This window comes from Agaribacillus sp. DX54 (genome assembly GCF_056858335.1).
In genome coordinates, this window is sequence record NZ_JBXEQE010000001.1 from 391,838 (window position 1) to 418,722 (window position 26,885).

21 protein-coding genes, 1 tRNA gene and 1 pseudogene are annotated in these 26,885 nt (G+C 42.8%); 14 read left to right on the forward strand and 9 right to left on the reverse strand.

Going from position 1 to position 26,885, the window contains the following annotated elements:
- Positions 1–198: 198 nt before the first annotated feature.
- The gene (locus AC04NP_RS01580) at positions 199–3,021 is read right to left on the reverse strand and encodes a T9SS type B sorting domain-containing protein (protein WP_482857544.1); all 2,823 of its coding nucleotides are present in this window, start codon (positions 3,019–3,021) and stop codon (positions 199–201) included.
- 505 nt (positions 3,022–3,526) lie between these two features.
- On the opposite strand from AC04NP_RS01580, the gene AC04NP_RS01585 reads away from it, so the two are divergent.
- The 4 genes from AC04NP_RS01585 to AC04NP_RS01600 all read left to right on the forward strand — a co-directional run bounded on the left by AC04NP_RS01585 (position 3,527) and on the right by AC04NP_RS01600 (position 8,579).
- The gene (locus tag AC04NP_RS01585) at positions 3,527–4,204 is read left to right on the forward strand and encodes a succinate dehydrogenase cytochrome b subunit (protein WP_482857545.1); all 678 of its coding nucleotides are present in this window, start codon (positions 3,527–3,529) and stop codon (positions 4,202–4,204) included.
- A gap of 25 nt (positions 4,205–4,229) precedes the next feature.
- Positions 4,230–6,152: a fumarate reductase/succinate dehydrogenase flavoprotein subunit gene (locus tag AC04NP_RS01590; protein WP_482857546.1), complete on the forward strand. Its 1,923-nt coding sequence runs from the start codon at positions 4,230–4,232 to the stop codon at positions 6,150–6,152.
- Positions 6,153–6,206: 54 nt separating this feature from the next.
- Positions 6,207–6,959, forward strand: a complete 753-nt coding sequence (locus tag AC04NP_RS01595) for a succinate dehydrogenase/fumarate reductase iron-sulfur subunit (RefSeq protein ID WP_482857547.1) — start codon at positions 6,207–6,209, stop codon at positions 6,957–6,959.
- Positions 6,960–7,298: 339 nt separating this feature from the next.
- Positions 7,299–8,579: a HEAT repeat domain-containing protein gene (locus AC04NP_RS01600; protein WP_482857548.1), complete on the forward strand. Its 1,281-nt coding sequence runs from the start codon at positions 7,299–7,301 to the stop codon at positions 8,577–8,579.
- An 88-nt stretch (positions 8,580–8,667) separates the two neighbouring features.
- Here the strand turns inward: AC04NP_RS01600 and AC04NP_RS01605 are convergent, their stop codons facing one another.
- Entirely contained in the window at positions 8,668–11,412 is a 2,745-nt protein-coding gene (locus tag AC04NP_RS01605) for a S9 family peptidase (protein WP_482857549.1), read from the reverse strand.
- Positions 11,413–11,883: 471 nt separating this feature from the next.
- Positions 11,884–13,095, reverse strand: a complete 1,212-nt coding sequence (gene sucC, locus AC04NP_RS01610; RefSeq protein WP_482857550.1) for an ADP-forming succinate--CoA ligase subunit beta — start codon at positions 13,093–13,095, stop codon at positions 11,884–11,886.
- 174 nt (positions 13,096–13,269) lie between these two features.
- Between sucC and AC04NP_RS01615 the strand changes: the two genes are divergently transcribed.
- Positions 13,270–13,920 carry an ABC transporter ATP-binding protein gene (locus AC04NP_RS01615; RefSeq protein ID WP_482857551.1) on the forward strand — a complete coding sequence of 217 codons (651 nt, stop codon included), beginning with the start codon at positions 13,270–13,272 and terminating at the stop codon, positions 13,918–13,920.
- Positions 13,921–14,002: 82 nt separating this feature from the next.
- On the opposite strand, the gene AC04NP_RS01620 is transcribed toward AC04NP_RS01615, so the two are convergent.
- Positions 14,003–14,458, reverse strand: coding sequence for a peroxiredoxin (locus tag AC04NP_RS01620; RefSeq protein ID WP_482857552.1), 456 nt, complete (start codon positions 14,456–14,458; stop codon positions 14,003–14,005).
- Between the two features lie 101 nt (positions 14,459–14,559).
- Between AC04NP_RS01620 and AC04NP_RS01625 the strand changes: the two genes are divergently transcribed.
- The 7 genes from AC04NP_RS01625 to pncA all read left to right on the forward strand — a co-directional run bounded on the left by AC04NP_RS01625 (position 14,560) and on the right by pncA (position 20,364).
- Entirely contained in the window at positions 14,560–14,898 is a 339-nt protein-coding gene (locus AC04NP_RS01625) for a nitroreductase family protein (protein ID WP_482857553.1), read from the forward strand.
- Positions 14,899–14,937: 39 nt separating this feature from the next.
- A complete protein-coding gene (locus tag AC04NP_RS01630; protein ID WP_482857554.1) occupies positions 14,938–15,771 on the forward strand; it encodes a DMT family transporter in 834 nt (277 codons plus the stop codon).
- Between the two features lie 106 nt (positions 15,772–15,877).
- On the forward strand, positions 15,878–16,621 hold the full coding sequence (locus AC04NP_RS01635) for a YebC/PmpR family DNA-binding transcriptional regulator (protein ID WP_482857555.1): 744 nt from the start codon (positions 15,878–15,880) through the stop codon (positions 16,619–16,621).
- Between the two features lie 208 nt (positions 16,622–16,829).
- Complete coding sequence (locus AC04NP_RS01640) at positions 16,830–18,314, forward strand: nicotinate phosphoribosyltransferase (RefSeq protein WP_482857556.1); 1,485 nt, start codon at positions 16,830–16,832, stop codon at positions 18,312–18,314.
- Positions 18,304–19,227: a ribose-phosphate diphosphokinase gene (locus AC04NP_RS01645; RefSeq protein WP_482857557.1), complete on the forward strand. Its 924-nt coding sequence runs from the start codon at positions 18,304–18,306 to the stop codon at positions 19,225–19,227. Before AC04NP_RS01640 ends, AC04NP_RS01645 begins: the two co-directional genes overlap by 11 nt.
- Before the next feature lie 2 nt (positions 19,228–19,229).
- Complete coding sequence (locus AC04NP_RS01650; protein ID WP_482857558.1) at positions 19,230–19,775, forward strand: NUDIX domain-containing protein; 546 nt, start codon at positions 19,230–19,232, stop codon at positions 19,773–19,775.
- Entirely contained in the window at positions 19,750–20,364 is a 615-nt protein-coding gene (gene pncA / locus AC04NP_RS01655) for a bifunctional nicotinamidase/pyrazinamidase (protein ID WP_482857559.1), read from the forward strand. The genes AC04NP_RS01650 and pncA overlap by 26 nt, the downstream gene beginning before the upstream one ends.
- 114 nt (positions 20,365–20,478) lie before the next feature.
- Here pncA and gap read toward each other — a convergent pair whose 3' ends face one another.
- Entirely contained in the window at positions 20,479–21,471 is a 993-nt protein-coding gene (gene gap / locus AC04NP_RS01660) for a type I glyceraldehyde-3-phosphate dehydrogenase (RefSeq protein ID WP_482857560.1), read from the reverse strand.
- A gap of 170 nt (positions 21,472–21,641) precedes the next feature.
- Between gap and AC04NP_RS01665 the strand changes: the two genes are divergently transcribed.
- Positions 21,642–21,713: transfer RNA gene (locus tag AC04NP_RS01665), tRNA-Glu, on the forward strand.
- Here the strand turns inward: AC04NP_RS01665 and AC04NP_RS01670 are convergent.
- Both AC04NP_RS01670 and AC04NP_RS01675 read right to left on the reverse strand, forming a co-directional pair.
- On the reverse strand, positions 21,676–22,758 hold the full coding sequence (locus AC04NP_RS01670) for a recombinase family protein (RefSeq protein WP_482857748.1): 1,083 nt from the start codon (positions 22,756–22,758) through the stop codon (positions 21,676–21,678). The genes AC04NP_RS01665 and AC04NP_RS01670 overlap by 38 nt on opposite strands.
- Before the next feature lie 15 nt (positions 22,759–22,773).
- Positions 22,774–23,055, reverse strand: a pseudogene (locus tag AC04NP_RS01675) (recombinase family protein); the annotation flags it as partial.
- Positions 23,056–23,181: 126 nt separating this feature from the next.
- Between AC04NP_RS01675 and AC04NP_RS01680 the strand changes: the two are divergent.
- On the forward strand, positions 23,182–24,324 hold the full coding sequence (locus AC04NP_RS01680; protein WP_482857561.1) for an HNH endonuclease: 1,143 nt from the start codon (positions 23,182–23,184) through the stop codon (positions 24,322–24,324).
- A gap of 147 nt (positions 24,325–24,471) precedes the next feature.
- On the opposite strand, the gene AC04NP_RS01685 is transcribed toward AC04NP_RS01680, so the two are convergent.
- Complete coding sequence (locus AC04NP_RS01685) at positions 24,472–25,260, reverse strand: restriction endonuclease (protein WP_482857562.1); 789 nt, start codon at positions 25,258–25,260, stop codon at positions 24,472–24,474.
- Positions 25,261–25,381: 121 nt separating this feature from the next.
- A complete protein-coding gene (locus tag AC04NP_RS01690; RefSeq protein WP_482857563.1) occupies positions 25,382–26,398 on the reverse strand; it encodes a hypothetical protein in 1,017 nt (338 codons plus the stop codon).
- Positions 26,399–26,885: the final 487 nt, after the last annotated feature.

Here is a 26,885-nt window from a genome sequence, read left to right on the forward strand (position 1 = left end):
TGCCCATCTCAGCGTCGTCATTCCTTGCTATGAAAATCTCCTTCTTACTGTCGATTGTTAATTCCAAATAGTCATACTATGACTTGGAGTCATAGTATGACTAAAAAAAGCCAAACTCCGGAGTCATACCATGACTGTTGCGTAATCACATTATTTCGTTAATACTTTCTGACAAGAAACGGCCTTACCTGCTAAACCTTACCTGACTAAATGAATCCACCCGTTAAGCTTCCGGGTTGAGAAATTGGGGTCCAGAATATCGAAGGTGACATCTGCTTCATAGTAGTATATCCCCGAAGACAACTGCTGACCGGAGTCTGAGTTGCCGTCCCAGTTGATGAAGATGTCGTTTTCACCACTTGATTCGTATTCAAAAAGTTTCCTGCCGTGCCGGTTGTAAATGGTAAATACCACTTGTTCAACAAAACGCGGGCATCTTTCAGGAATACCTTTGAAAGCCTGGAAAGTATCATTTTTTCCATCTCCGTTAGGTGTGAATACATTAGGCAACTCGTAAAAAGCACAGGTTTCAAAATTAGCTACACAAATGGGATCGGTGCGTACACTTTCGTTACCCGATCTGTCGACCGATGCTAGCTGGTAACAGCCTCCCAGCGAAGTCAGGCCAAATATATTATTGTCACTGTCATGAATGAATACGGTATCTATTACATTTCCTATGAGCACATAGTCACCATCCGGTACCGGTGAGAAATAGATGTTGTAGCTTCTGACATCACTTTGGCAACCATCAGACAGGTCAGCCTGCCAGGATATGGTATTGGCATATTCATCATTGGCACAAGGCCTGTTTCTCAGGAAGTCGTCACAATCCAGCAGTGTTATGTTAACAGGTGTACATGGGGGGATAGTGTCGTTAGGTTGAGCGCAAACTACCTGTGAATTATTGATTAATGGTTCAGGGATAAGGTCGTTGCCATAGCCACCCTGAGTGGTGACAAAATAACAATACTCTATTTGATCCGATAGCGGAATGTTGTTAAAAGATCCATCATCGAGATACATGAAACCCCTTTCGTTGACATTTACGCTGTCAATAAGTACCAACTGACCGGGATTGTTTCCCAGCACCCGGTCGCGGTAGATATAGTGATATGGAAAATCTTGTATATTGTTGGACCAGGGTACGTCGGCCTGCCAGTTCAGTTCCACGCCTCCCAGAAATGACTGGAGATCCAACCGCACGGTGGAAGCAGTTGCAGATGAGTCAACCAATGTATTGGCGTTATCGTAGAGGTAAATTCTATAGTTGAAAACCTGGTCACGTGTATTGATACCGGTATCGGTAAACGTAGTATCGGTTGTAGAACCGAGGACTTCCAGCCCGCCATTGCCGTTAAACCCTTGTGCCCGTGCTACTTCGTATCGATAAGGTGGTGGAAACAACGCCGGATCCACATCGAAAGGCCGGGTCCAGCGAATAAATACCTCTCCATCATCGACACCGGTATTCTCAATGCTTACATTGGTAATTATCGGTGCATCTGCTTCCAGTAGCATACATACTTCCTCAGAAACAATGCTTTCACCACCACCGGGTAACGGAAATACAGCTACTAAACGGTAACAATAATTAGCTCCCGGATTAAGACCTCTGCCATCGTTGTCATCCAAAAAGGATCTGTTTCCAATGTCCACGCTGCCGATTAACTCGTAACCACCATTCTCGGGAATACCTGTTTCACAGTGCTCCGGCACATATTGAAAACTATCTACACGGCGATAAATACGCATTTCTATGGCGTTGTTACAGAGATAGTTGTCCCAGTTAAGCTGAATTTCCCTGCCTGGTCTTACGGTGGCTGTCAGACCTTCCGGCGCTGGTGCAATGACCGTAACATTCCAGGTTTCGAAGGTGGCCAGCGCAGGCCGGTTCAGCGGCGGTGGGTTATCTTTTACTTTAAACTGGATTTCGTAGGGCCTTTCCCTGATATGGGTACAGTTGGTTTGCCAGCTAAAATCCAGTTGTCCGGGTGAGTTTTGAATGGTGGGGGGATTGGGTGAAAATGTAGCCGGCGAAGAGACCAGGTCATAAACCCCGCCGAACGTTTCGAGTACAATATCGTGATCGTCGGGATCCTCCCCAATGATGGTAGCGTCAAGCAAAGTGCCTGCTACCACACAGGTGTCATTCGGTATGATCAATTCCGGCCGTTTATTATCTGTTTCTTCTACGATGATTTGCATGTCCCTCGTAACATAACCCAGGCGTTGCCATTGGCCTCCGACTCTTCTCCACTCCTCCACTCTGAATGCCACATTATATTCCCCCGCCAGACCCGGAGCATCCCAGATCAGGTCACCGTTCACCTCGTTAAGTGTGTAGGTCGGCGGGCCTGTTTGGGCCTCATTAGCCGTCTGATAATTGAAACCTGTATAATGTATAATGTTGTTAGGAAAAGTGTAAGCGTTAACTTCCAGATCGATGTCCTGTTTGGGAATCACAATTGTGTAGGACAAACTATCGCCATCGGGATCGAAAGCCCCCGGATTGTGGAAGAAAGTGGCTCCTGTAGCTGCCCTGTCAATGGGTGGTATGAGAAGCTGCGGTGAATTGTTGAGCCCGACAAAGGGATCGATGGTGATATTGGTTTCTACATAAAAGGGCGTTTCCACAGAACTGGCCATATTTAAAATGCCTCCGTTCCTGTTGAATTCCTGAAATCTTAAGGTATAATTTCCAGGTGCCTGGTAGGTATGAGAGATAACAAATACATTCAAAGCAATTTCATTTCCCAGATCTTCTTTCAGGCTGAAGTCTTTTTCCGTATCGATGTCAATGACCGTTCCATCGCCAAACTCCAGTCTTCCCCCTCCAAACTCTACAGTAGATCCCGTATCCGTATATCCGATGATGGTAATTCTGAAAGTTAAGCTTTGCGTTGAAATTCTTTCCACAATAATCTCACCCGCACGAATATGGGTAGCATTTACTTGTTTCACCCCTACCAACAAGATGATTGATAAAATCAGGACTCCCTTTCTATAAAATTTACTCATTAGGTCTTTTTATATATTTATAATATATAACGGCAAAAATAAGTTCGCAATGATTAAAACTTTATATTTTTTGTTTAAAGTTTAAATTTTTTAACGAATAAGGTGGTCATAAGTTAATTAAAAAAAACCTTTTTTTAGCTCTGAACACACCGATTTGCTTACTTACTTATACAAATAGTTGTCGTTTTACCCCACTAATTTCCTAACGGGGCGCTCATGTTACATGAATTGTTCTGACGACCATTTCCCTGATACAAAGTGTGAAACAAAGTCTGTAAGAATCCAGGAATCAACGAATGAGTGTCAGCAAAACCTTTAAATTCGGTTGAAATCATATTTCAGTAATGTGGGCGACAAAAAGTTACGAACATTGTACAGCTTTTCATTGTTATCATCACATCTAATTTAGAATGCTTCAAAATAGTTTTTACATTTTGTTCATAATGATTCCAAATGTACCTTTGATCGATTTTAAATGTTCATTTTAAATTTTTGTTGAAAGACAATGAGTTGGCTTACCGAAACACTCACCAGCACACTCGGCCGCAAGGTAATTATGGCGTTGACTGGTATTTTTCTCATCCTGTTTTTAGCTGTTCACCTTACCGGAAATTTACAATTACTCAAAAACGATGGCGGCGAAGCATTTAATATTTACGCAGAGTTTATGAGTACCAATCCCCTCATTCAATTTGTTTCCAAAGGAAATTTCTTTTTCATCCTGTTACATGTTCTTATTTCAATTTTCCTGACCAGAAAAAATAGGCAGGCACGGCCCGTAAGCTATCAGGTGGCCGTTAAATCCGAAACAAGCACCTGGTCATCCAGAAATATGGGCATTTTGGGGACACTGATTTTTGTGTTCCTGATCATACATTTGAAAGGGTTTTGGTATGAAATGCATTTTGGGCAAATCCCCTATAAAAATTATGACGGATTTGAAGCAAGAGACCTGTATGCAGTAGTTGATCAGGCGTTTTCGCAGTGGTACTGGGTGGCCGTGTATCTCGTTGGTATGTTAGCAGTGGCGTTTCATCTTTCTCATGGGTTTCAAAGTGCCTTTCAAACCCTTGGGCTTAACCACGTTAAATACAGCCCGGCCATCAGATTTGTGGGACTTGCTTTTGCGATTCTGGTACCTGCCGGATTCGCCGCTATTCCCATTATGATGTTTTTCACCTAAAAGAAAAAATATATTATTATATAATATGAATTTAAATTCCAAAATACCGGAAGGACCGATAGCAGAGAAATGGACCAAGCACAAATTTAATATGAAGCTGGTTAATCCTGCTAACAAAAGGAAGTATGATATTATTGTTGTAGGTTCGGGACTGGCAGGTGCATCGGCTTCGGCTTCTTTTGCTGAGCTTGGGTACAATGTGAAATGTTTTTGTTTTCAGGACAGTCCCCGAAGGGCGCATAGCATCGCTGCACAAGGTGGTATTAATGCAGCCAAAAACTATCAGAATGATGGTGATAGTATTTACAGGCTGTTTTATGATACGGTTAAAGGAGGGGATTACCGGTCCAGGGAGGCCAATGTACATCGATTGGCTGAAGTTAGTGTAAATATTATCGATCAGTGTGTCGCTCAAGGCGTTCCTTTTGCCAGGGAATATGGTGGGTTGCTGGATAACCGGTCTTTTGGTGGCGCTCAGGTTTCCCGGACATTTTATGCACGCGGGCAAACCGGACAGCAGCTTTTGCTGGGGGCCTACAGCGCACTGAGCCGCCAGATAGCCAACGGAAAGGTTAAAATGTACGCGCGCACTGAAATGCTCGATCTGGTGCTGGTAGAAGGCAAGGCGAGAGGGATAGTCACCAGAAACCTGGTTACCGGAAAAATTGAATCCCATAGCGCCCATGCCGTTGTTTTGGCTACCGGTGGATATGGCAACGTGTTTTTCTTGTCAACCAACGCCATGGGGTCTAATTGCACTGCCGCCTGGAGAGCTCACAAAAAAGGAGCCCTGTTTGGCAATCCCTGCTTTACCCAGATTCACCCCACCTGTATTCCGGTGTCGGGTGACCATCAATCCAAGTTGACATTGATGTCAGAGTCCCTGAGAAATGATGGCAGGGTTTGGGTACCGAAAGTGGCTAAACCTAAACTAACTGCCAGAGAAGCCACTAAAATTCCGGAAGAAGAGAGAGACTATTACCTTGAAAGAAAATACCCGTCTTTTGGAAACCTCGTGCCAAGGGATGTGGCCTCGAGGAATGCCAAGATGGTTTGCGATGAAGGCAGGGGAGTGGGAAATACCGGGCTTGCCGTGTTTCTCGACTTTGCAGATGCTATTAAAAGGGATGGTAAAGATGTGATAGAGGCCAAATATGGCAACCTGTTCGATATGTATGAACAGATAACCGGCGATAACCCTTACGAAATGCCGATGATGATTTACCCGGCCGTTCACTACACAATGGGCGGGCTGTGGGTTGATTACAACCTGATGACAAATATTCCCGGGTTGTATGCTATCGGGGAAGCAAACTTTTCCGATCATGGCGCCAACAGGCTGGGAGCCAGTGCGCTGATGCAGGGTTTGGCAGATGGCTATTTTGTGATCCCTTATACCATCGGAGATTATTTGGCAACCATGCCTTATACAAAAATAGATACCGATCATGAAGCCTTCAGGGAAGTGGAATCCAAGTTGAAAGCTAAACTGGATAAGCTCATGAGTATCAAAGGCAAACAGACAGTGGATGATTTTCACAAAGCCCTTGGAAAAATCATGTGGGAATATTGTGGTATGTCAAGAAATGAAGAAGGACTGAAACTGGCAAAAGGTAAAATTCAGGCGTTGAAAAAAGAATTCTGGGAAGATGTGAAAGTACTGGGAAGCCAGGACGAGTTGAATATGTCGCTGGAAAAAGCCAACAGGGTCGTAGATTTTATTGAACTGGGTGAACTGATGATAGATGATGCTTTACACAGATCCGAGTCTTGTGGTGGACATTTCAGGGAAGAATCCCAGACCGGGGAAGGTGAGGCCAAAAGGAAAGATGACGAGTTTTCATTTGTTTCCGCCTGGGAGTATAAAGGGGAAAATCAGGCCGAAGAACTTCATAAAGAGGAGTTGGTATTTGAGAACGTAAAACTGACACAAAGGAGTTATAAGTAGTTGTTATATCAATGGCTGGTGTCAAAGTAAAATCGAAAGGATAACACAATTAATATGAATTTAACATTAAAGGTTTGGAGACAAAAAAACAGTGCTGACAAAGGTAAGTTTGAAACCTACGAGGTAAGCGATATATCGCCTGATATGTCCTTCCTGGAGATGTTTGATGTGCTGAACGAGCAGCTTGTTAATGAAAGCCGGGATCCTATTCATTTTGATCATGATTGCAGGGAAGGTATTTGCGGGATGTGCAGCATGTATATCAATGGGAAACCACATGGTCCGAAAGATGCAATTACCACCTGTCAGTTGCATATGCGGTCCTTTAAAGATGGTGACACCATCGTTGTGGAGCCCTGGAGGGCCAAGGCTTTTCCAGTGTTGAAAGATCTGGTGGTGGATCGCAGTTCATTTGACAGGATCATTCAGGCCGGGGGTTATATTAGCGTGAATACAGGGGGGGTGCCGGATGCCAATGAAATCCCGATCAGAAAGGATATTGCTAACGAAGCCATGGATGCAGCCCAGTGTATCGGCTGTGGCGCCTGCGTGGCGGCTTGTAAAAATGCTTCAGCCATGCTTTTTGTTAGTGCCAAGGTTTCGCAACTGGCTTTGTTACCGCAGGGGCAGGTTGAACGTAAGTCGAGGGTAGAAAATATGATTGCCCAGATGGATGGGGAAGGATTTGGGGCTTGTACCAACACCGGTGCCTGTGAGGCGGTTTGTCCTAAAGAAATCAGCATTTCTAACATAGCCAGGATGAACCGCGAATATTTCTCAGCGAAGGTGAGTTCACAGAAGGTTTAACCGAGGACGTTCAGCGAAGTTGTCCATAGGTGTGTTCACCGTGCGCCTTGCGCTGTTATGCGCTGAATAAACATACCAGGCCAATGATTTTGTCAGGCTCCTGAGCCCATCTGAAAGGCGGTCGCTGAAGCATAAATTCAGGGATTATCATCATTCCTTTTCCACACAAATAGCCATGTCATCTCAAAATCGCCGGGCGGTTTTGCAGGAGGTAGTTTCGGTGGTGGTGGCACCGGTAAACAATACATTTCCCCAATCTTCGTTATTAGCACAGGTTACTTTTGGTTGGTTATATCATTAACAGAATAATCTTATTTGATGACCAAAACAACCGAATATATGAAATACCTACGTTTGCTGGCCTGGCTTGTCCCCTTTATCTTACTTATGGGATCGATGACTTTTAATATTGCCTGCGGAGGAGGTGGTAACAGCGGCAATGGGAGTGACCGGAATGATCCTGTTTCATACAGTTTAAGCATTGAACGCCATAACACCTCCAACCTGGACAACAACCGGTCGGACGCCATTTTAAGGGATATGCAATCTATCATTACCATTAACGACGGACCGGGCGATGTAGCCTGCGATGTTAATTTCAGCAGAAATGGTGAAGTAGGGGTTTTTAACATCGGTTCAGGTTTTATTAACTCCGAATCTGACTTTGTGGCGGTAAACGGATTGCCGGGAGAAATCAAAGTAGTTAATCAGATCAATTGGTGTGGAGGTATAGCCCCCAATATTATAGGTTGTGCGCCGGTTCCCGGGGTTTCTTTTGTAGTGGTACGGTTTGATGAAAGCCAGGAAGGAATATTATGGCTCCATGAGTATGGTCATAACAAAGGGCTCAACCATCGTAACAACCCCAATGCCGTAATGAATGGGGTTATTGGCCCCACCCATAAGAGAGTAAACCGGCAGGAATGTGATGCCTTCAGAAATAACGCTTCCCCGGAGCTGGCACCTGCCCGGTTTCCCCGGTATGAAATCCTTCAGGATACCATGACGATCGATGATTTTGTAAAACAACAATATATCAGGGGTGTGCCTTACGAAGAAGCGATTAAGTATGGTGAAAAACACGTTCCTGAGCTTTTATTGATGCTTTCTGATTCTGCCAACATGGCCTACTGGTCCAATATCATTGTGACGCTCGGCATCATTGGAGATGAAAGGGCCGTGATTCCACTCATTGATCTTATCAAAGCAGATCACGAAGGCCTGTTGTCCGGGGATCTTTATAATGCAAAAACCAGTGCCATTATGGCTCTGGGTTACCTGATCAATAAAAGTGGTAACCGCGAGGCATTAGACTTCCTCAAAGACTGCCTGAGTCCTCATAATTGGGACGAATCACAGCCGGATTGGGAAAGCCCCTTTCAATCGGCCAAAGTTGACAGAAATATACAGCTTTCTTCTGTAGCTGTTTTGGGATTGACACTGTCAGGACACCCCGAGGCTATCGAGGCTTTGCAGGCATTGAAAGAGCCCATGGCATCGGAAACGGAAAAAAAATTTCAGTCCCGGATCAGTAACACCCTCGATCAGGCCATCCGGGATTGCGAAGCCATTTCAAGGGATGGACTTCTGCAATATTACCGGGAACGAATGAAGCAGTAGTAGTATAAAACCTTTAAACTTTGGCCATCCGGAGCTTTCCAATGAGTAATATATTTTGATTCATTACCCCCAAAGTCATCAGGCGTATTTATAACTCCTGCACCACCCGGAAACCAATATTTTCCTCCTTCGGTTGTACCTCTTTCCTAACCGGATCAACGTAATCGTAAGCCGAGTAGCCATAAGTTTTCAATTCATTCCTATCCAGATAGTACTCAGCTACATTACCTCCCAGGTCATACACCTTTCCTTCACCGAGTCTGGTCGCTTTAAAGCTCCCTACTGCTTTGACAAGCTCACTTTTTACCTCTTCAACTTTTTTATAAAACAAATTCACCTCATCCCTGGTGATCTCATAGCCGGCCCAATAGTTGAGCGTATTTTCCTTGGCCCTGGACTTATGTGCCGAAGTGTGTAATTTTTTTGCCTCAGAGGGGTTTGGAAGCCGGTATTTGCTGCCCGTTTTTTCACCTAGCCAATCCAGATAGGAAAGAATAGTTTTTTTGTCTAATCCTTTTATGGGGTAATTGCCTTTTCCCGGCTCAAATTCATGTTCCGGTTTAAATGCTTTAAACTGCGAGTTTGTCAGTTCAAATTTTGAAATAGCAATGGAGTCTTTTTTCACAGTTACCATTTCGGGAAGTAATGCTCCTTTTTTCTGTACCCCATAGAAACCACCGGAGGTTGAGGCTTTGTCGATTTCCAGTACCATGGCTAATGGGCTTTCTTCGTTAAAAGTTTCATTGTCAGGTTTAAAGGTTTTAAACAGAAACCTGTCAAACCATGCGATCTCCTCATTCATTTTGCGCAACTGGTGCGTAACTTTTTGAAGGCCGTGAGGCTGTCCCGGAAACCACAGGAATCTAACGGGGGCTTTGCCAACCTGCTGCATAGCCCTGTAATATTCCCAACCCTGATCACGTGGCACCGCGCGGTCCTCGCTTCCATGAAAAATAATGGTCGGTGTTTTTATTTTCTCCATATCAAACAGTGGCGATTTGGTAATGTAGGTTTCATTATAATTTTTGCCGTCTTTATCGTCCCATGGTGCGCCGCCAAAGTAGCTTTGGTCGAATTGCACACCAAACCGGCAGGTACCAAAATCAGAAGTCCAGTTTACATCACCGGCACCCGGTGCCGCCGCTTTGAACATATCGGGATATCTCAATGTCAGCATGGTGGTTAGAATGGCCCCATTCGACCAGCCCATTACGCCCAGTTTGTCCATATCGATCATCCCCTTTTTGTTAAGCGCCTCTATGCCGTTGACAATGTCGACCATTTCCAGGTCGTAGTAGTGATGTTTGATGGACTCCACAAAAGCCTGGCCGTGGTTTGAAGAGCCATGATAGTTGGGTTTCAGCACAAAAGCTCCTTTTTGTGCATAAATGCTGGGATAGGAAGACCAGTTCTGGCTCCACGAATCCATGCTCACACCGGCAGGCCCACCGTGAATGGATAGGATGAGGGGATACTTTTTACCGGATTCATAATTTTCCGGGTAATACAATATCCCGTTCACTTCTTCGTCTTTGGCTCCTATCCAGCGAAAAACCTCAGATTTCGTCATATGTTTTTTCCTCAGATGCTGATTTAACGTAACCAGTTCCCTGGGATTACTGATCTGCATTTTACGCCTCCCGGTAGTTATATCGGCGATAGCGTATTCAGGTAATCTGGATCCTGTAGCGTATACATATACCAGTTTTTTCCCGTCCTCACTGCAATTCAGGATGCTGATATGATTGGTTTTACTCCCAAAATCCAGCTCCTGCTTTTCCCATTTACCATCTGTCAACAGATAGTAGGCCAATGTATTTGTAGCGCCGTTGGCAAGGGAAACGATCAACTGGCTACCTGCCAGGTAAAACCCACTTCCTATGCCATTTTCCCAATTCAAATTAACCTTTCTGTGCTGCTTGTCTGCCAGATCAAAATAGTAAAGCTCAGAAATCCCGGCCCCCTGCCATTCAGGGTCGGAAGATTTGATAGCGGTAAAATAAAATCCTCTGTTATCTGAGGTAAACCGGAAGCGGGACGGAGTCTGTAACCCTTTTAGGATTTCTGTTTGTTCCTTATTTTCGAGGTTGCGCAGATAATATTTCGGCGCTGGCTGTCCGTCTGAAGCGTAATGCCGGCTCATAGTGTGGGCTGTAACCATATATTTGCCGTCTTTTGAAACAGCATAGGCGGAGACCGGAAACCTGTTATCGGTGAGGCGGTTAACGGTTTTGTCCTTTAAATTAAAGGCATAAACTTTGCTAATCTTCCAGTGTACCGAATCTTCCACCACCACGGTATTATCTTTAATTTTTTCCGCTTTCTTTTCATGCAGCGTTTTTCCGTCGTTACTGGTAAAAGTAAGGGTATGATCATTGAGCCATTGCAGGTTTGAAATGCCGTTTTCAAAGGAATGGACTTCCTCCGGTTCCCCGCCAAAAATACTCATGGCCCAGAGTTTTTTACCTTTTTCGCGACTTGACAAAAAATAGATCGTCTCATTATCTCTCGAAAAGACCGGGCTGGCGTCAGAGAATTTGCCCCTTGTCAACTGAAATGTCCGGAATTTGCCATCTTTTTGCAGATCCAGCCGGGTTAAGTAAATGTCGTTAACAAATTTGTCCTCCTTTTTCAGGGATTTTATTTTGGTCCAGACTACCATTTTTCCATTGGGTGAAAAATGTAAAGATCGTACGTATTGCGTATTGATAATATCCTTAGGCGTCCATTTGTCGGAGTCGCTGTTTTCTTGTGCCCAAAGACCGGGGTTAGTCAGCAGTAGCAGCAGTAATGCCACGAATAATATGCTTTGGTAAGGGTTAGTTTGAAACATATGGATTGTATTTTGAATGTTTTTAATATTAGGTGCTGAATTTAACCAATGCAGAAAATTTCACAAAGCCGATAAAGCCGTAAATGTCGGTGTCTCATATATACATTTCCTCTACCGGTTAAAGTTTGTCATCAACCTCTGAGTTTTTCATTTTAGCCAAAAATAGCAACAAATTATCATTTGTGTATGTTCCTGCGCGGTCTAATAAGGTTCGAATCATCAGAGCGAAACCGGTGATCCCGGGCCCAGCAATTTCATCACTTTATAAAAATCGAAACAGCTATCTGAAAAAAGTGGATAAAGCGGCTGAATTATTAATCAATGGAGGATTGCTGCTAAGGGTAGATAAGGAATGCGTTATGCAAAATGCTGAAAAATACTGGAAATAGGTAATGGCTAAACAGACTAGCTGGCAGTCATAGTATGACTCCAGGTCATACTATGACTTTAACCAAATTAATTCTTAAAAAACTAACTCAGCACTTCTTTCACCTTTTCTGCCGCGTCCCTTAATAAAATGGCAGATGTAACCTGGAGCCCGGACTCTTCGATAATCCTGGCACCTTCTTCAGCATTAGTTCCCTGCAGTCTCACGATGATGGGAACATTGATTTCTCCGATATTTTTATAGGCTTCTACAACCCCGCTGGCTACCCTGTCGCATCGTACGATTCCACCGAAAATATTGATCAGAATCGCTTTCACATTCGGATCCTTCAGGATAATTCTGAAGCCCGCTTCAACCGTTTCAGCGTTAGCGCCCCCGCCGACATCCAAAAAGTTGGCCGGGTCTCCGCCCGATAATTTAATGATATCCATAGTGGCCATCGCCAATCCGGCTCCATTGACCATACAACCAACATTCCCGTCTAGCTTGACATAATTCAAACCATTTCTCCCGGCCTCAACTTCCAGCGGATCTTCCTCTGAAATATCCCTCAACTCAGCTAAATCTTTATGTCTGAATAAGGCGTTTTCATCCAGATTTACTTTGGCATCGACCGCCAGGATTTTATTATCGGAGGTTTTTAAAACAGGGTTAATCTCAAACATGGACGAGTCTGTTGCCTGATAGGCTTTATAGAGAGCAAAAATGAATTTTACCATTTCTTTCATGGCTTTTCCTTCCAATCCCAAGGCAAATGCCACTTTCCTGGCCTGGAAAGGTTGTAAACCTACCGATGGGTCGATCCATTCCTTGATTATCTTTTCAGGCGTTTTTTCTGCGACCTCTTCAATGTCCATTCCTCCTTCTGTCGATGCCATGATCACATTGAAACCTTTGGCCCGGTCAAGTAAGATGCTTAAATAGAATTCTTTGGGCTCAGACTCCCCGGGATAATAAACATCTTGTGCTATCAGTACCTTATTGACTTTCTTACCCTCGGGCCCGGTTTGATGGGTAACCAAAGTTCCTCCCAATATGTTTTTCACTTTATTAGGAACCTCTTCCAGGCTTTTAGCCAAAACCACCCCATTTGAGTCTGTTTCCTTCACTTTTCCTTTACCCCGGCCACCGGCGTGAATTTGGGCCTTTAACACGTACCAGCTTGTTCCGGTTTCATGATTTAAAGTTTTGGCAGCTTCAGTGGCTTTCTCAGGATTCTCAACAACGATCCCTTCCTGGATAGTGACTCCGTAGCTTTTTAATATCTCTTTTGCTTGATATTCGTGTATATTCATGCTTAAAATTTTGCACGAAGATAGACCATTTGGGTTGATATTTCAAGGGTTGACAATTAAATAAATGTAGATAAATCCCTGATAATAATTTGAATTCAGGCAATAATATATTTATAACATTTGTTATGTTTAGAAATTGTTTTTTCCAGATATTTGTCGCTTATTTAAAAGTTAATGCTTTCGGCTAAAAATATAACCAAGTCCTATGGCGACCTTCAGGTTCTCAAAGGAATTGATATGTCGATTCAAAAAGGTGAGATAGTCTCGATTGTAGGCGCTTCCGGAGCCGGAAAAAGTACACTGCTCCATATTTTAGGCACGCTTGACCGTCCTGATCAAGGCTCCCTTTTTTTGGAAAATCAGGATTTAATCCATTTAAGAAACAGTGATTTATCTAAATTGAGAAATCAAAAGATCGGCTTTATCTTTCAATTTCACAATTTACTCCCTGAATTTACAGCATTTGAAAACATCTGCATCCCCGGTTACATCGGAAATCTGAACGAAAAGGAAGTCCGGAACCGCGCCAAAGAGCTGATGTTATTATTAGGGATCGACCAAAGGGGGGATCATAAACCCTCGGAGCTTTCAGGCGGTGAGCAGCAGCGGTCAGCAGTAGCCAGGGCCCTGGTGAACAGCCCTTCCATCGTTTTTGCCGATGAACCCAGCGGCAACCTGGACTCCAAAAATGCGGAAGAGCTCCACAAACTATTTTTTAAACTTCGCGATGAACTCGGCCAAACTTTCGTCATCGTGACCCACAACCGCGAACTCGCGGAACTCGCCGACCGCAAAATCGAAATGCTCGACGGGAAGTTAGTTTGAGAGTGAGTTTGAGTTTGGGTGTGGGTGTGAGTAGGATTAAACAGTTTGGGTGGAAGGGGTAAATGCGGCAGTGCTGCTAAATTTAACCGAACCTGGTTTTTATATTCCCGACCATTTCATGGACATGTTGGTTGGCATTAAACAGGCTGTCGTATACAGCCGCGATTTTGTGATGTTCATCGAGTAAATAGGTGATCCTTTTGGTAAATCCGACAATGGGTATCTGAGCCTTGTATTTTGCGGCCACCTGGCCATCGAGGTCGGCCAAAAGATCGAAGGGCAACTGGTGTTTTTCTTTGAATTTTAAGTGCGTGGCCACTGAGTCGCGGCTAATACCGTACACGGGAATGTCAATAGCTCTGAACGCAGCAAACTGATCCCTGAATTCACAGGCTTCTTTGGTGCAGCCAGGGGTAAAATCTTTGGGGTAAAAATAAAGGATACATGGTCTGCCCAAATGTTCATGCAAAGTGAAATTAGCTCCATCCGTGCTGGGCAAGGTGAAATCCGGGGCCTGGGTCGCAATTTTTAATGACATTGGTATTCCGGTTTTTTGTAAAAAAAAAGGATAACCTCATATTACAAACTGATTTTTAACTAATATTGTTCGTCCTTTACTAACCACAAACCAAATATTTTATGACAAGAAAAAAATTCGTCCAACCGGAGTACGCGATCCATAATCAAAAACCCAACAGAGACTCCTGTTATGACGTTGGTCAGGCAATGGCATGCCTTTCGCTTCAGGCTACGGAAGAGGGGTTGTATATTCATCAAATGGCCGGTTTTTTTCCTGAAAAAGCAAAGGAACTTTTTGGTATTCCCATGGATTATGAAGCTATTGTGGCCGCCGCGATGGGCTATTTGTATGACCCGGAGACTTTAAGTGAAAAACATAGGAACTCCGAACTTGCTGCCAGAACCAGGAAGTTCCAGTCTGAAATATGTTTTGGGAGTGAGTGGGGTGAAGCTTTTTAAAGGAAACCTAAGAAGGTGCTTTCAGCGGGTGTAAAAAATATGCTATTGGCAACTTTGCTGTTTTCGCTCATGAATGTGGGGGTTAAGCTGGTGCCTGATATTCCGGCCATTGAAATTATCTTTTTCAGATCGGTTATTTCGCTGATTATCAGTGCCGGTATGCTAAAATTCCGCAAGGTAAACCTTTGGGGAAATAATCACGCCTGGCTGATCTCCAGAGGGCTGGTGGGGGCCACGGCTTTGATCCTTTACTTTATTACACTTCAAAAAATACCCCTCGCCAGCGCAGCCACCATTCAATATACATCCCCGGTTTTTACAGCCATCCTGGGAATTTACATAGTCAGAGAAAGAATTAAACCCCTGCAATGGTTGTTTTTTCTGGTTGCTTTTACCGGAGTGTTAATCGTACAGGGGTTCGATACACGGGTGTCGGGGTTTTACCTGACATTGGGACTGCTATCCGGTATGTTTTCCGGGCTGGCCTACAATATTATCAGAAAGCTCAGTACTACGGAGCATCCGTTGGTTATTGTATTTTATTTTCCCCTGGTGGCGCTGCCCGTCAGCGGACTTTATTCGGTTTTTAATTGGGTACCACCCAATGGCTGGTTTGAGTGGGTAGTTTTAATAGCTATTGGTATTCTGACCCAATTTGCGCAATATTTTATGACCAGGGCCTATCAGTCCGAAGAGTTGTCAAAAGTTGCCATCCTGAAATATGTGGGTTTAATTTTCGCCCTCATTTTCGGTTTTATCATTTTTGATGAGCATTTCAACTTCCTGACTTATCTTGGAATGACCATTGTAATGGCAGGTGTGATTGGTAATGTTGGCTACAAAGAATATCTTCGCAGCAAAACCGCCGATTAAATTGAAAGGCGGTCGACACCGATTGCTTTGAAATTTTTTGAAAAGAATTATTTTTGTTTCCTAAACAGAAACGAATAGTGACTGGAAACAATTTAATGTAATACAAATGGCAGGACATAGTAAATGGGCCAACATTAAGAGGCGAAAAGGTGCTCAGGATGCCAAAAGGGGTAAGATATTTACTAAAATCATCAAAGAAATTACCGTAGCCGCCAAAGAGGGTGGACCCGATGCGGATGGCAACCCCAGGCTTCGCCTGGCCATTCAAAATGCCAAGGGAGTGAATATGCCCAAAGACACCATCGAGCGGGCGGTAAAGAAGGGTTCGGGCGCCGAAGCAGCTAATTATATGGAAACTACTTATGAAGGTTATGGCCCTTTTGGTGTAGCGGTTTTTGTCGAATGTACCACTGATAATCTCAATCGTACAGTTTCGGATGTCAGGGCCGCTTTTTCCAAATATGGCGGTAGCTTGGGCACCAATGGATCACTCGAATTTATTTTTGACAGAAAAGGGGTATTCAGTATTCCGCTTTCCGAATCGTCGAATGAAGACGAATTAACCCTCGCTTTGATCGACGGAGGTGCCGAAGAGGTAGAAATCGACGAGGGGTATTTAAACGCTACCTGTGCGATGGAGGATTTTGGCAATATGCAAAAAAAGGTCGAGGAATTGAATCTGGAAGCGGAGACGGCAGAACTGCAACGAATACCCAATAACCTGAAAACATTGGAAGATGACCAGCTATTGAGTGCCATGAAATTGGTAGAAGCGCTGGAGGACAATGATGATGTACAAAAAGTATATCATAACATGGACATTAAAGATAGCCAGATAGCTTTGATTTAAGCCGGTCTACAGATGATTCATAAACTTGCGTTTTACTATAATTTATAAATTCGCGCCATCATACAATTTATAAACTGGTGCAACTGCCACCTCTCGCTTGTGTTTATTAACGCTTTGGAAGCACAAGCCACACGCTTGCGCTATAAGCAGGGTACTTTTTATAATTTCGGCGCTTTTGTTTTTTCCTTTAATTTCTAATAGCTGACATATGAAAATTATAGAACGGTTGTATGATGGATCGATGACCTTGTTGACCGATCTGTATCAATTAACTATGGCATACAGTTACTGGAAATCCGGAAAAGCCGGGCAGCAGGCGGTGTTTAATCTTTTTTTTAGAAAAAATCCTTTTCATGGCGGGTTTACCGTTGCCTGCGGCCTGGAATATGCAGTGGATTTTTTAAATAATTTCAGGTTTTCAGAGGACGACCTCAGCTATCTGGCTACTGTCAGAAACCAGCGGGGAAAACCGATGTTTGAAAATGATTTTTTGGACTACCTGCAAGACTTGTCATTTACCTGCGATGTGGATGCTATGAGCGAAGGAACGGTGGTTTTTCCCCATGAACCCATGATAAGGGTAAAAGGCCCGATTATCCAGGCGCAACTTGTGGAAACCCCCTTATTGAATATTATCAACTTTCAGTCGCTCATAGCCACTAAAGCCGCCAGGGTCAACCTTGCCGCCCAGGGTGACCCGGTGATTGAGTTTGGCCTGCGAAGGGCGCACGGAATAGATGGCGCTTTATCAGCCAGCAGGGCCGCTTATATCGGCGGGTGCTCCACCACCTCCAATGTATTGGCGGGTAAGCTATTTGGCATTCCCGTAGGTGGCACCCATGCCCATAGCTGGGTCATGAGTTTTGATTCGGAACCGGAGGCTTTTAAAGCCTACGCACACGCTATGCCGGATAATTGTATTTTTTTGGTTGATACTTATGATACTTTGAAGGGGGTGGAGCATGCCATTGAGGTAGGTAAATCCTTGCGGGAGCAGGGTAAAAAAATGATTGGGATAAGAATTGATTCAGGTGACCTGGCTTATTTCAGTATAAAGGCGAGGGAAATGCTCGACAGGGAGGGGTTTGAAGATACGGCAATCGTTGCTAGCAATGATTTGGATGAGCATATTATCAGCAGCCTTAAAACCGGGCAAAATGCCGCCATCAATGTCTGGGGCGTGGGCACCAAGCTGGTGACTGCCTTTGACCAGCCTGCGCTGGGTGCGGTTTACAAAATGTCGGCAATCGAAAGCCGGCAGGGGGAATGGGATTACAAACTAAAGTTATCCGAGCAGGCCATTAAAGTAAATAATCCTGGCATACAACAGGTCAGGCGTTACTATGAACATGACAAAGCGCTGGCCGACATGATCTATGATATCCATCATTTGCCGGGGGAAAAAATGCGAATTATCGATCCTATGGATGCCACCAGGAGAAAAAAGCTGGATACCCGGTCACTTACTTTTAAAGACCTGCTGGAACCCATTTTTCGCAATGGCGAAATGGTATACGAGCTTCCTGATATCCGGGAAATAAGGCAGGGGGTTAAAGATGAATTGGGCCTATTCCATACAGGTGTCAAACGGTTTGTCAACCCTCACAGTTATCCGGTTGGTCTCGAAGAGTCATTGTACGACCTCAAAACTAACCTTATTTTGAAACTTAGAAACACAGAAAATGGCCATTGAAAACAACCTGATATTCAGTACAGGTAATTATAGATATTTGAAAGACAGAATTATAGCCCAGGGAGGGTTTTTATATGGGGAAATTGAAAAGAAAACTTTTCCCGACGGCGAAAGATACCTGAGAATATTGACGGATGTAGATGGAAGGGATGTGGTTTTAGTAGGTGGTACCATTTCGGACAGTGATACGCTGGAGTTATACGATTTGGCTTATGCTATCGTGCGTAATGGCGCATTGTCGCTTACCGTGGTGATCCCATATTATGGTTATTCAACCATGGAAAGGGCTGTAAAACCAGGGGAGATTGTCACGGCCAAAACAAGGGCCAGCTTGTTTTCTTCCTTACCACAAACCAGCCGGCGTAACCGCTTTATGTTCATGGACTTACATTCCGAGGGATTACCCCATTATTTTGAGGGTTCAGTACTGCCGATGCATTTATATTGTAAGTCGATCATTTTGGCCTCGGCCCAAAAACTGGGAGGCGATAACTTTGTTTTAGCCTGTACAGACTCAGGACGGGCCAATTGGGTAGAGTCACTGGCCAATGACCTGAAAGTCAATGCCGCTTTTGTCTTTAAGAGAAGAATCAGTGGTGAAGCAACGGAAATCACGGCCATCTCCGCCGATGTCGAGCACAAAACGGTGGTTATTTACGATGACATGGTAAGGACCGGGAGTACCCTGATTAATGCAGCCAATGCGTATAGTGAGGCCGGTGCAAGCAGGATTTTTGTCATAACAACACATGGCTTATTTACCAGAGATGCTTTAAACGAAATCAGGGATAAAACCAGTATTTCTGCCATTATCTGCACGGATACCCATCCCAATGCCGTCGCCCTGGAGAATGATTTTCTTAAGGTGGAAAGTGTTGCATCCCTTATTGCCGAAAAACTGAAAGAGTTTTAGCGATGGCTTATGAATATGAATTTCCCAGACCTGCAGTGACGGTAGATTGTGTGGTATTTAACTGGGATGGCAGGCAATTATCTTTGTTACTGATTGAAAGGTCCAATGACCCATTTAAAGGTTGCCGGGCTTTCCCCGGTGGCTTTGTTGATCCCAACGAATCATTGGAGGAGGCTGCCCGGCGGGAGCTTCTGGAAGAAACAGGGCTGGCCATCGGGCCGTTGACATTGTTTGGCGCCTTTGGCGATCCGGGCCGTGACCCGCGGGGCCATACGGTTACCATTGCTTATTATACGATGATCAGGGATCAGGAAAAGCCTGCCCGGGCAGGGTCCGATGCTAAAAGTTTATCCTGGATGCCTCTGGCACATTCGGTTAACCTCGCCTTTGATCATCAAAAAATCCAGGCACGCGCATGCGGGCGGCTGAGAGATGATATTCGACTGAGCCTGTGTGATAAAACTGAATTATTTGAGCTGAAAACCCATGAAAAAGAAATATTGTTAACGATTTTATCAGACTATGAAAAAAGCTTTAATATTGGTTGATATCCAAAACGATTTCCTCCCGGGGGGTGCGCTCGCCGTGCCTGAGGGCGACATGATCGTGCCACTGGTAAACCGGATCCAGGAAAAATTTGACCTTATCCTGGCTACACAGGACTATCATCCTGCCAATCATGCCAGCTTTGCCATTAACCATGAAAACAAAAAACCTGGTGAAATAATTGATTTGCATGGATTGGCGCAAGTTTTATGGCCGGCTCACTGCGTTCAGCATTCGGATGGGGCCGCATTCGGCAAAGATCTGGATATGGCTAGGGTGACTAAAATCTTTTATAAAGGGGAAAATCCGGACATTGATAGTTACAGTGGTTTTTTTGACAATGGCAAAAGGAAAAAAACCGGCCTGGCTGAATATTTAAAATCTAAAGGTGTCGATACAGTCTATATTGTGGGCCTCGCTACAGATTTCTGTGTTAAATTTACCGCTCTCGACGCCGTTGATCTGGGTTTTGAAACCTACGTAATCAAAGATGCCACCAGGGCTATAAACCTGCAGCCGGGAGATTTTGAAGCGTCATTGAAAGAAATGGAAAAGGCAGGGGTGAAGGTGATTGAGAGTGAGGGTTTGTGAGTTACAAGCTGCAACTGCTTTTTTGATTGGTTTTCTCCTGGCGGAATGAAAAAAAAACAGGTGCCGTTAATACCTTAACAACACCTGTTTTATGCAATATGTTTGAATTAATCTTTATCCTAATTTGGTGATCAGATCGGCGGTCCGGCTTGAATAACCGGCCTCGTTGTCGTACCACCCTACTACCTTCACCAGACTACCGTTGGCTGAGGTCATCAATGAGTCAAAAATACAGGAATGAGGATTGCCAATGATGTCAACAGAAACAATAGGATCCTCAGTGTACTCCAGAATGCCATTCAGTTCAGCATCTGCTGCTTTTTTCATGGCGGCGTTTACCTCTTCCTTGGTTACCTCTTTCTTGAGAATAACAGTCAGGTCTGTCAACGATCCATCGGGAACAGGCACCCGCATAGCTACCCCATCCAGTTTACCTTTGAGGTGAGGCAACACCAGTCCAACCGCCTTGGCGGCGCCTGTCGAGGTGGGAACAATAGAAATAGCCGCTGCCCTTGCCCTTCTCAAATCCCGGTGCGGAGCATCCTGAATTCTTTGATCGGCTGTGTAAGCGTGAATGGTAGATATATATCCTTTTTCGATGCCAAAATTATCATCCAAAACCTTGGCCATGGGTGCCAGGCAGTTGGTGGTACAAGAAGCATTGGAAATAACGGTTTCAGAACCTGTCAATGAGTCGTTGTTTACTCCTAATACAATTGTAGGAATGTCTCCCTTGGCAGGTGCAGAAATAACGATTTTTTTTGCTCCCGCGCTTATGTGTTTTCCCGAACCTTCCTGATCAACAAATCTGCCGGTTGATTCCAGAACAACATCGATGTTCAGCGCTTCCCATGGAAGTTTGGCAGGGTCGGGCTCTTCAAAAATTTTGATTTTCTGACCATTGACAACGATCCCCTCGTCATCGGAAGATACCGAACCATTAAATCTACCATGAATGGAATCATACTTTAAAAGGTGTGCCAAAGTGGAATTAGCTGTGAGGTCGTTGATAGCAACGATTTCTACATTGTCTTTTTCCAGCAAAGCTTTAAAGGTAAGTCTCCCTATTCGACCAAACCCGTTAATTGCTACTCTAATTTTTGACATCAATTATATGCTTTAATGTGACAGTAAAATTTCGCTACAAAAGTAATATTACTCATGACTAAAACAAACATAATTGGGCAACCCTTTTGAAGATTATTTTCCGTGAAAATTTTTAAAAACTTTTTTTGCAATTTAAAAATCCACGTCTATATTTGCATTCCAATTTTATTGGTCCGTTCGTCTAGGGGTTAGGACGCCAGGTTTTCATCCTGGTAACAGGGGTTCGATTCCCCTACGGACTACTGAAGGGGGTAAATTGACTGAAAATTCTTTTATCCCCTTTTTACTTTTCTCATAACTCATTGATAGAGAACGGCTAATATCGAATATTGTATTCACTCTATTGGTTCGATAATGGTCATTTTTAAGGTCATATTCAATTCCTTCCGGGAAGACCATCTTTTGAAGTTTCTGCTTCACAGAGTAATTCCCTAACTCCCATATTTCCAATGAATTAGTTATAATATCGACGGCATGATCAATCCCTGTTTCAAGGTTCGATAAATCAAACTGTGAACTTTCGAGTTGACTGGCAATTTCGTCTTTTTCCTTACGGTATTTCGGCATGTATTTCTCGAACAATTCTTCGCTGATTTCTTCTAAAACAAATCGTTCTTCGATACGCTCGATTTTCTTTTCGATCTCCATCAATTGCTTTTCCATCTGTCCTTTTACCTCCGCTTTATCTTTCGTGTAGTATTCAAGATAATTTTGCAAAGTACATTTGAGCGGTTCGGCTAGGATCGGGTTCAGCGTATACTCGTTCAAAAGGTCTTGAAAGGACTCATGCATCTTTTTAGCACTCCGATTACAAGCGCATCCACGTTTGTTACACTTATAGTAATAAAGCCCTTTCTTTCTAACCAGATATCCCGTCCAAGCTGTACCACAGACAGCACATCTAACAAAGTTCTTCAATGGTATATTGACAATGTGATCTTCTTGCCGGTTTTGTTTGTAGCCTTGTGGATTTCTTTTAAGGATCTCATTGGCTTTGAGGAAGGTCTCTTTACTGACCAAAGGAGGTTGATTTCCCGGAACGATCTTACCGTTTAGCGCTGAATGAGAAAGTAATCCGCAATAGAATGGATTGCGTAGTATTCGTGAAAGGTGCTGTGAATAGAGTGTCAGGCCCAAGGCTTTTAATTTCCTTAATATTTCAGCACTTGTATCTCCTTGTGCTTTCCAGTGAAAAGCCTTCTTCAATAACCTTCCTTGTTTGTTGATTACGTACTGTTGCTTTTTCTTGAAACCTACTTGATCATAACCGAAAGGGACAGTTCCCATCCAGTATCCCTTTTGGAGATGCTCACGTATACCGACTTCACAACGCTCCTTTCTAACATCATTCTCATACTTGCTCATGAGCAGTCGCATGTTTTGGTTAAAACTGCCCGATGGGGAGAAGGAGTCGCCCGGCTCCGTGACCGAATGAATGGCGTGACCTCCCTGTCTAAGTTCCTCTGCCAGTGATATACCCCCGGCTCCTGACCGGGAAAAGCGGTCTACTTTAAATACAAGTATGTTGGATATTTTCCTTCGCTTTACGAACAGCAGCATTCTTTTGAGTTCCTGCCGTTCATCGGTTTTGGCACTTCAGAAATATTATGTTAGTCTTATATTTAGATAACTAACATAGATTTCAAACTTTTTCTCCATACCATTCGTCTATATTTAGAAATATCATAAACCCCAATTATTTTTAGTTTAATGCCAAATTGTTACATCTGCTCAGGCCCAATAACCCCACAAAACCAATCATTGGAGCACATCATTTTAAATGCCATTGGTGGCAAACTTAAATCCAAGAACCTAATATGCAAGGAATGCAATAGTAAACTTGGTAGTGAAATGGACGCTCATCTTGCTGAAGAACTCAATATTTTAGCTGGAACTTTTATGGTTTCCAGAGACCGTGGAAACATTCCTACCATAAAAGGCTTAAAAACTGTCAAGGGTGAAAGCTATGACCTGGTTGACGGAATAAAACCGGTGATGTCAAGTCCTAAATTTGAGAGGATTGAAGAGGGAGAAAATACTAGGATCAAAATGGCTATGAGAAGTGAAAAAGAAATGAAGGCAAGACTAAAAGATCTAAAAAAAAAGTACCCCACATTCGATATTGAAGAAGCAAAAAAACATACACAGTGGTATCGCTACTATATGCAAGACCCATTACAGATTTCTTTTTCAACTGGAGACTCTTTATCCGCCAGAGCATATTGTAAAACTGCTACAAATGCCTATATGTTTTTTGGGGGTGAACGTAAGTACATAAAGCATTTAATTCCGTATTTACAAGGCGAAATGGATAAAGAAGATATTCTTATTTCTTATTTCCCCGATTCTTATGAATATTTCAATAGTGAGGTATGTCATTTAATTCATTTGGCTGGAAACTGCCAAGAGAACACTTTATATGCCCTCGTTGATTTCTTTTCATGTTGTTGCTTTCTGATTATCCTGAATGAAGAATATGACGGCCCAAATTTTCAGAAGACTTATTGTTACGAGCTTTCAGAAAACAAAGAAATTGAAAAAAAACTAAGCTTTGAGCTGACCAAGCAAAAGCTTCATAGTATTCGAAATTCCAATTCTCATGATTCCCAAGTTGAATTTAAAAAAAGACTAGCCAGATTTCTGAGTATATCACAAAAACGCCAAATAAATATTTCAACGAAGGAAATCATCAAACAAGCTTATGATAAAGTATTCAAGGATCATCCTAAAGAAACACCTTTAGGAGAAAAGAAACTCCAAGAATTCATCAACGAAGTTTCCGAGAGGTATGCTCCTTTTCTTTTGCATCTTTATGGCAAGTCTGATGAAGAAAATAGATCGGATATTAGATAATAGACAATAATATTATATGCGAAAAATGATCTCTACTGAAATGTCTACTAGGATGCGAGGCTGTGTGAAAACTAAATTCTGAGGCCTAAGACTTGGGTTAACAACCTTTTGGACAATCTTAGAGCCTAGTTGTTCGGGTATTCAAATTCATTCTCCATTAGCAAAATATGGATCAAACTCGTAAAGGTTCTGTATACTTACTTGTTTTACTCCGATTTGCTTTTCAAAACAAGTATCGACAATTAAGTTTCCATCAATCAGAACAATTGATCTTTGATTTTGACTTGGGGCAGCTTCCTCAATGGCTTTGTCTGAAAAAGCGGATGAAGTCACAATGATTCCCGTGTCGGCATTACCTTTAATCCCCCGTAATCGTTGGATTTCGGAGGCGTTTATTACATTTTCCTTCCAGTGTTTTGCTGAAACAATTGCTTCGCTTTTCACAAGGCCTCGTCTATAGCTACAATAGGCGTCTTTTCCTCCGTCCCTTGTGGACGGGGTTATTTGAATGTCTTCAAAGCCTAATGCATCAAGAATTTGTGTCAAGAATGAAGATTCAAATTCTCTCCACGTTATCTGGCTTATTGCTTCTTTTAGTTGCTTTTTAGCCTTAACATTTGCAGCTTCAACCAATGCAGGGATTTGCGTATATGGATTGTCGATTATCTGCTTTTTACTTCCAATTGATACCTGTTTGATTAGAGAAACAAACCCTCTGTCTTCATCACCATCACCAAAGAACTTAAACCTTTTGACCAATCCTTTGTTGCTCCGAGTCCTATTGTCTTGTCTAACAGTGGAAGAAACTATGGAAGAGTTAAAATCATCTGATTTGAAACCTTCTCGTAATGCCAACTTAGCCAATACTTCCGAGACGGATAGCCTACCCTGATGATCTTTTAAAATTTCAACTATTAGATCAGCTCTTGTCGTCATTCAAAATACTCATATTTTATCACATCGTTTCACCACGAATATAATAAAAAATAAATCCCATTAGAACGAAATGCCATTTCACTCGTTACTGTAGTATTATAAAATAGTATTTTCAAGGCGGTTAAAATAGCGCTGTAATAGGGATTAATTTATTTCTTATTTCTTCTATGGAATAACCTTTATCATCAAATTCTTTTTGAATGAATTCTTTCCAAAGCCCAGTTTCATCTCCTGCATACTTCACATGAAGAGCTTTTACAAAATTTAAAAAATTGGTTGACCAGTTTACAAACTCAGCATGATTCCAATAGAATAAATCATCACAAAAGTGATGGGCCTTCTTTTCTACGCCTTTACTATTACTGATGATGGCTTTTATTATTTGTGCATCTTCATTAATTCCTTTCAGATGTTTTTTTATCCAAACGTCATGTAAGGCTGCTTGTCTAATGTGTCTTGTAATAAGCTCCTTATTTTCATTTTCATATAATTTATCTTCGAAGACTATAACCAAGTTTTCGTCTAAAATCCAATAAGGATCAGGTGCAGTTTCTTCCGATGGGTTTCCAGTTTCGAACCCAAGGAATTTGCCCACCAGTTCATGTGCATTTTCAAAATTTATCCCATCCTCTTTCAGCGTTTCGATTATATGGTCAATGTTTTTTGAGAATTTCCTTGCAGAAGCGATTTTTTGGTCCCTCAAGTAATTCATGATATTCTGAATTCTTTTCTCCAACGATGGATCAGCATTGGGAGCTTGATCAACACCTTCAAAATTTTTTAGAAATGGAAAAGCACTGGATATTTTATGTGCTTTATTAAAGCAGTTAGACGCTAGTAGTTTTGCCTGATCGTCGTTGTGGGATTGAGCTCTTAATAAGTGAGCACATCCGGCCAGGTATTGCCAATAGGCTCGGTATCCACTTAGTTCAGAACCGCCTTCCAGTCCCTGAAAAATCTCAGTTGCTAATTCAGCCGCACTTTCGTATTGCTTTTCCCAAAGTTTGTAGAGGTAGTCTACCTCCTTAGATACGACATTTTCTAATTGCTTTTCTCCAGGTATTTCTTTTTTTTCTAAATCATTCCTCAGGTCAATAATATGATTATGACACTCCTGCCAACTTTCATTTTGCAGCAAAAAATCTTCAAAATTTTCCTTAAAATCTTTGGCCGTTGCCAGCTTCGAATTTTCAAAACCAAATTCTAATTCTGCTTGAAGCTCTGGATGAAAGTATTTTATCTTATCTGGAAATATCAGCCATTCTGAAAGGCCCCTGTAACCCTCCCAAAAACTCGGACTGCTTAAAAACAGAAAATAGTTATTGAGGATGAATTGAACTAGTCTATATTCATATAAATTATGAATTTTAAGCAGCTTTCAGATACTTTGCCAGTTTGGATATTTTCTCCAAGTCCTCATCAAAAGGGTTCGACATTTGTCCTGCCAGGTCTACCAGAGAGGACAAAGTCAAATAATTGAGATTTTGTCTTCTTTTTATTTTAATTCAACCCACTGATTACCAGCAATTTTCTCCTGAAGAGAGCCCTTACTACTAAAAGTTCGACACCTCTTTAATTTTCTGGAATTTTAATCAGTTTTGATGCTTATTCTGGTATAACTATTT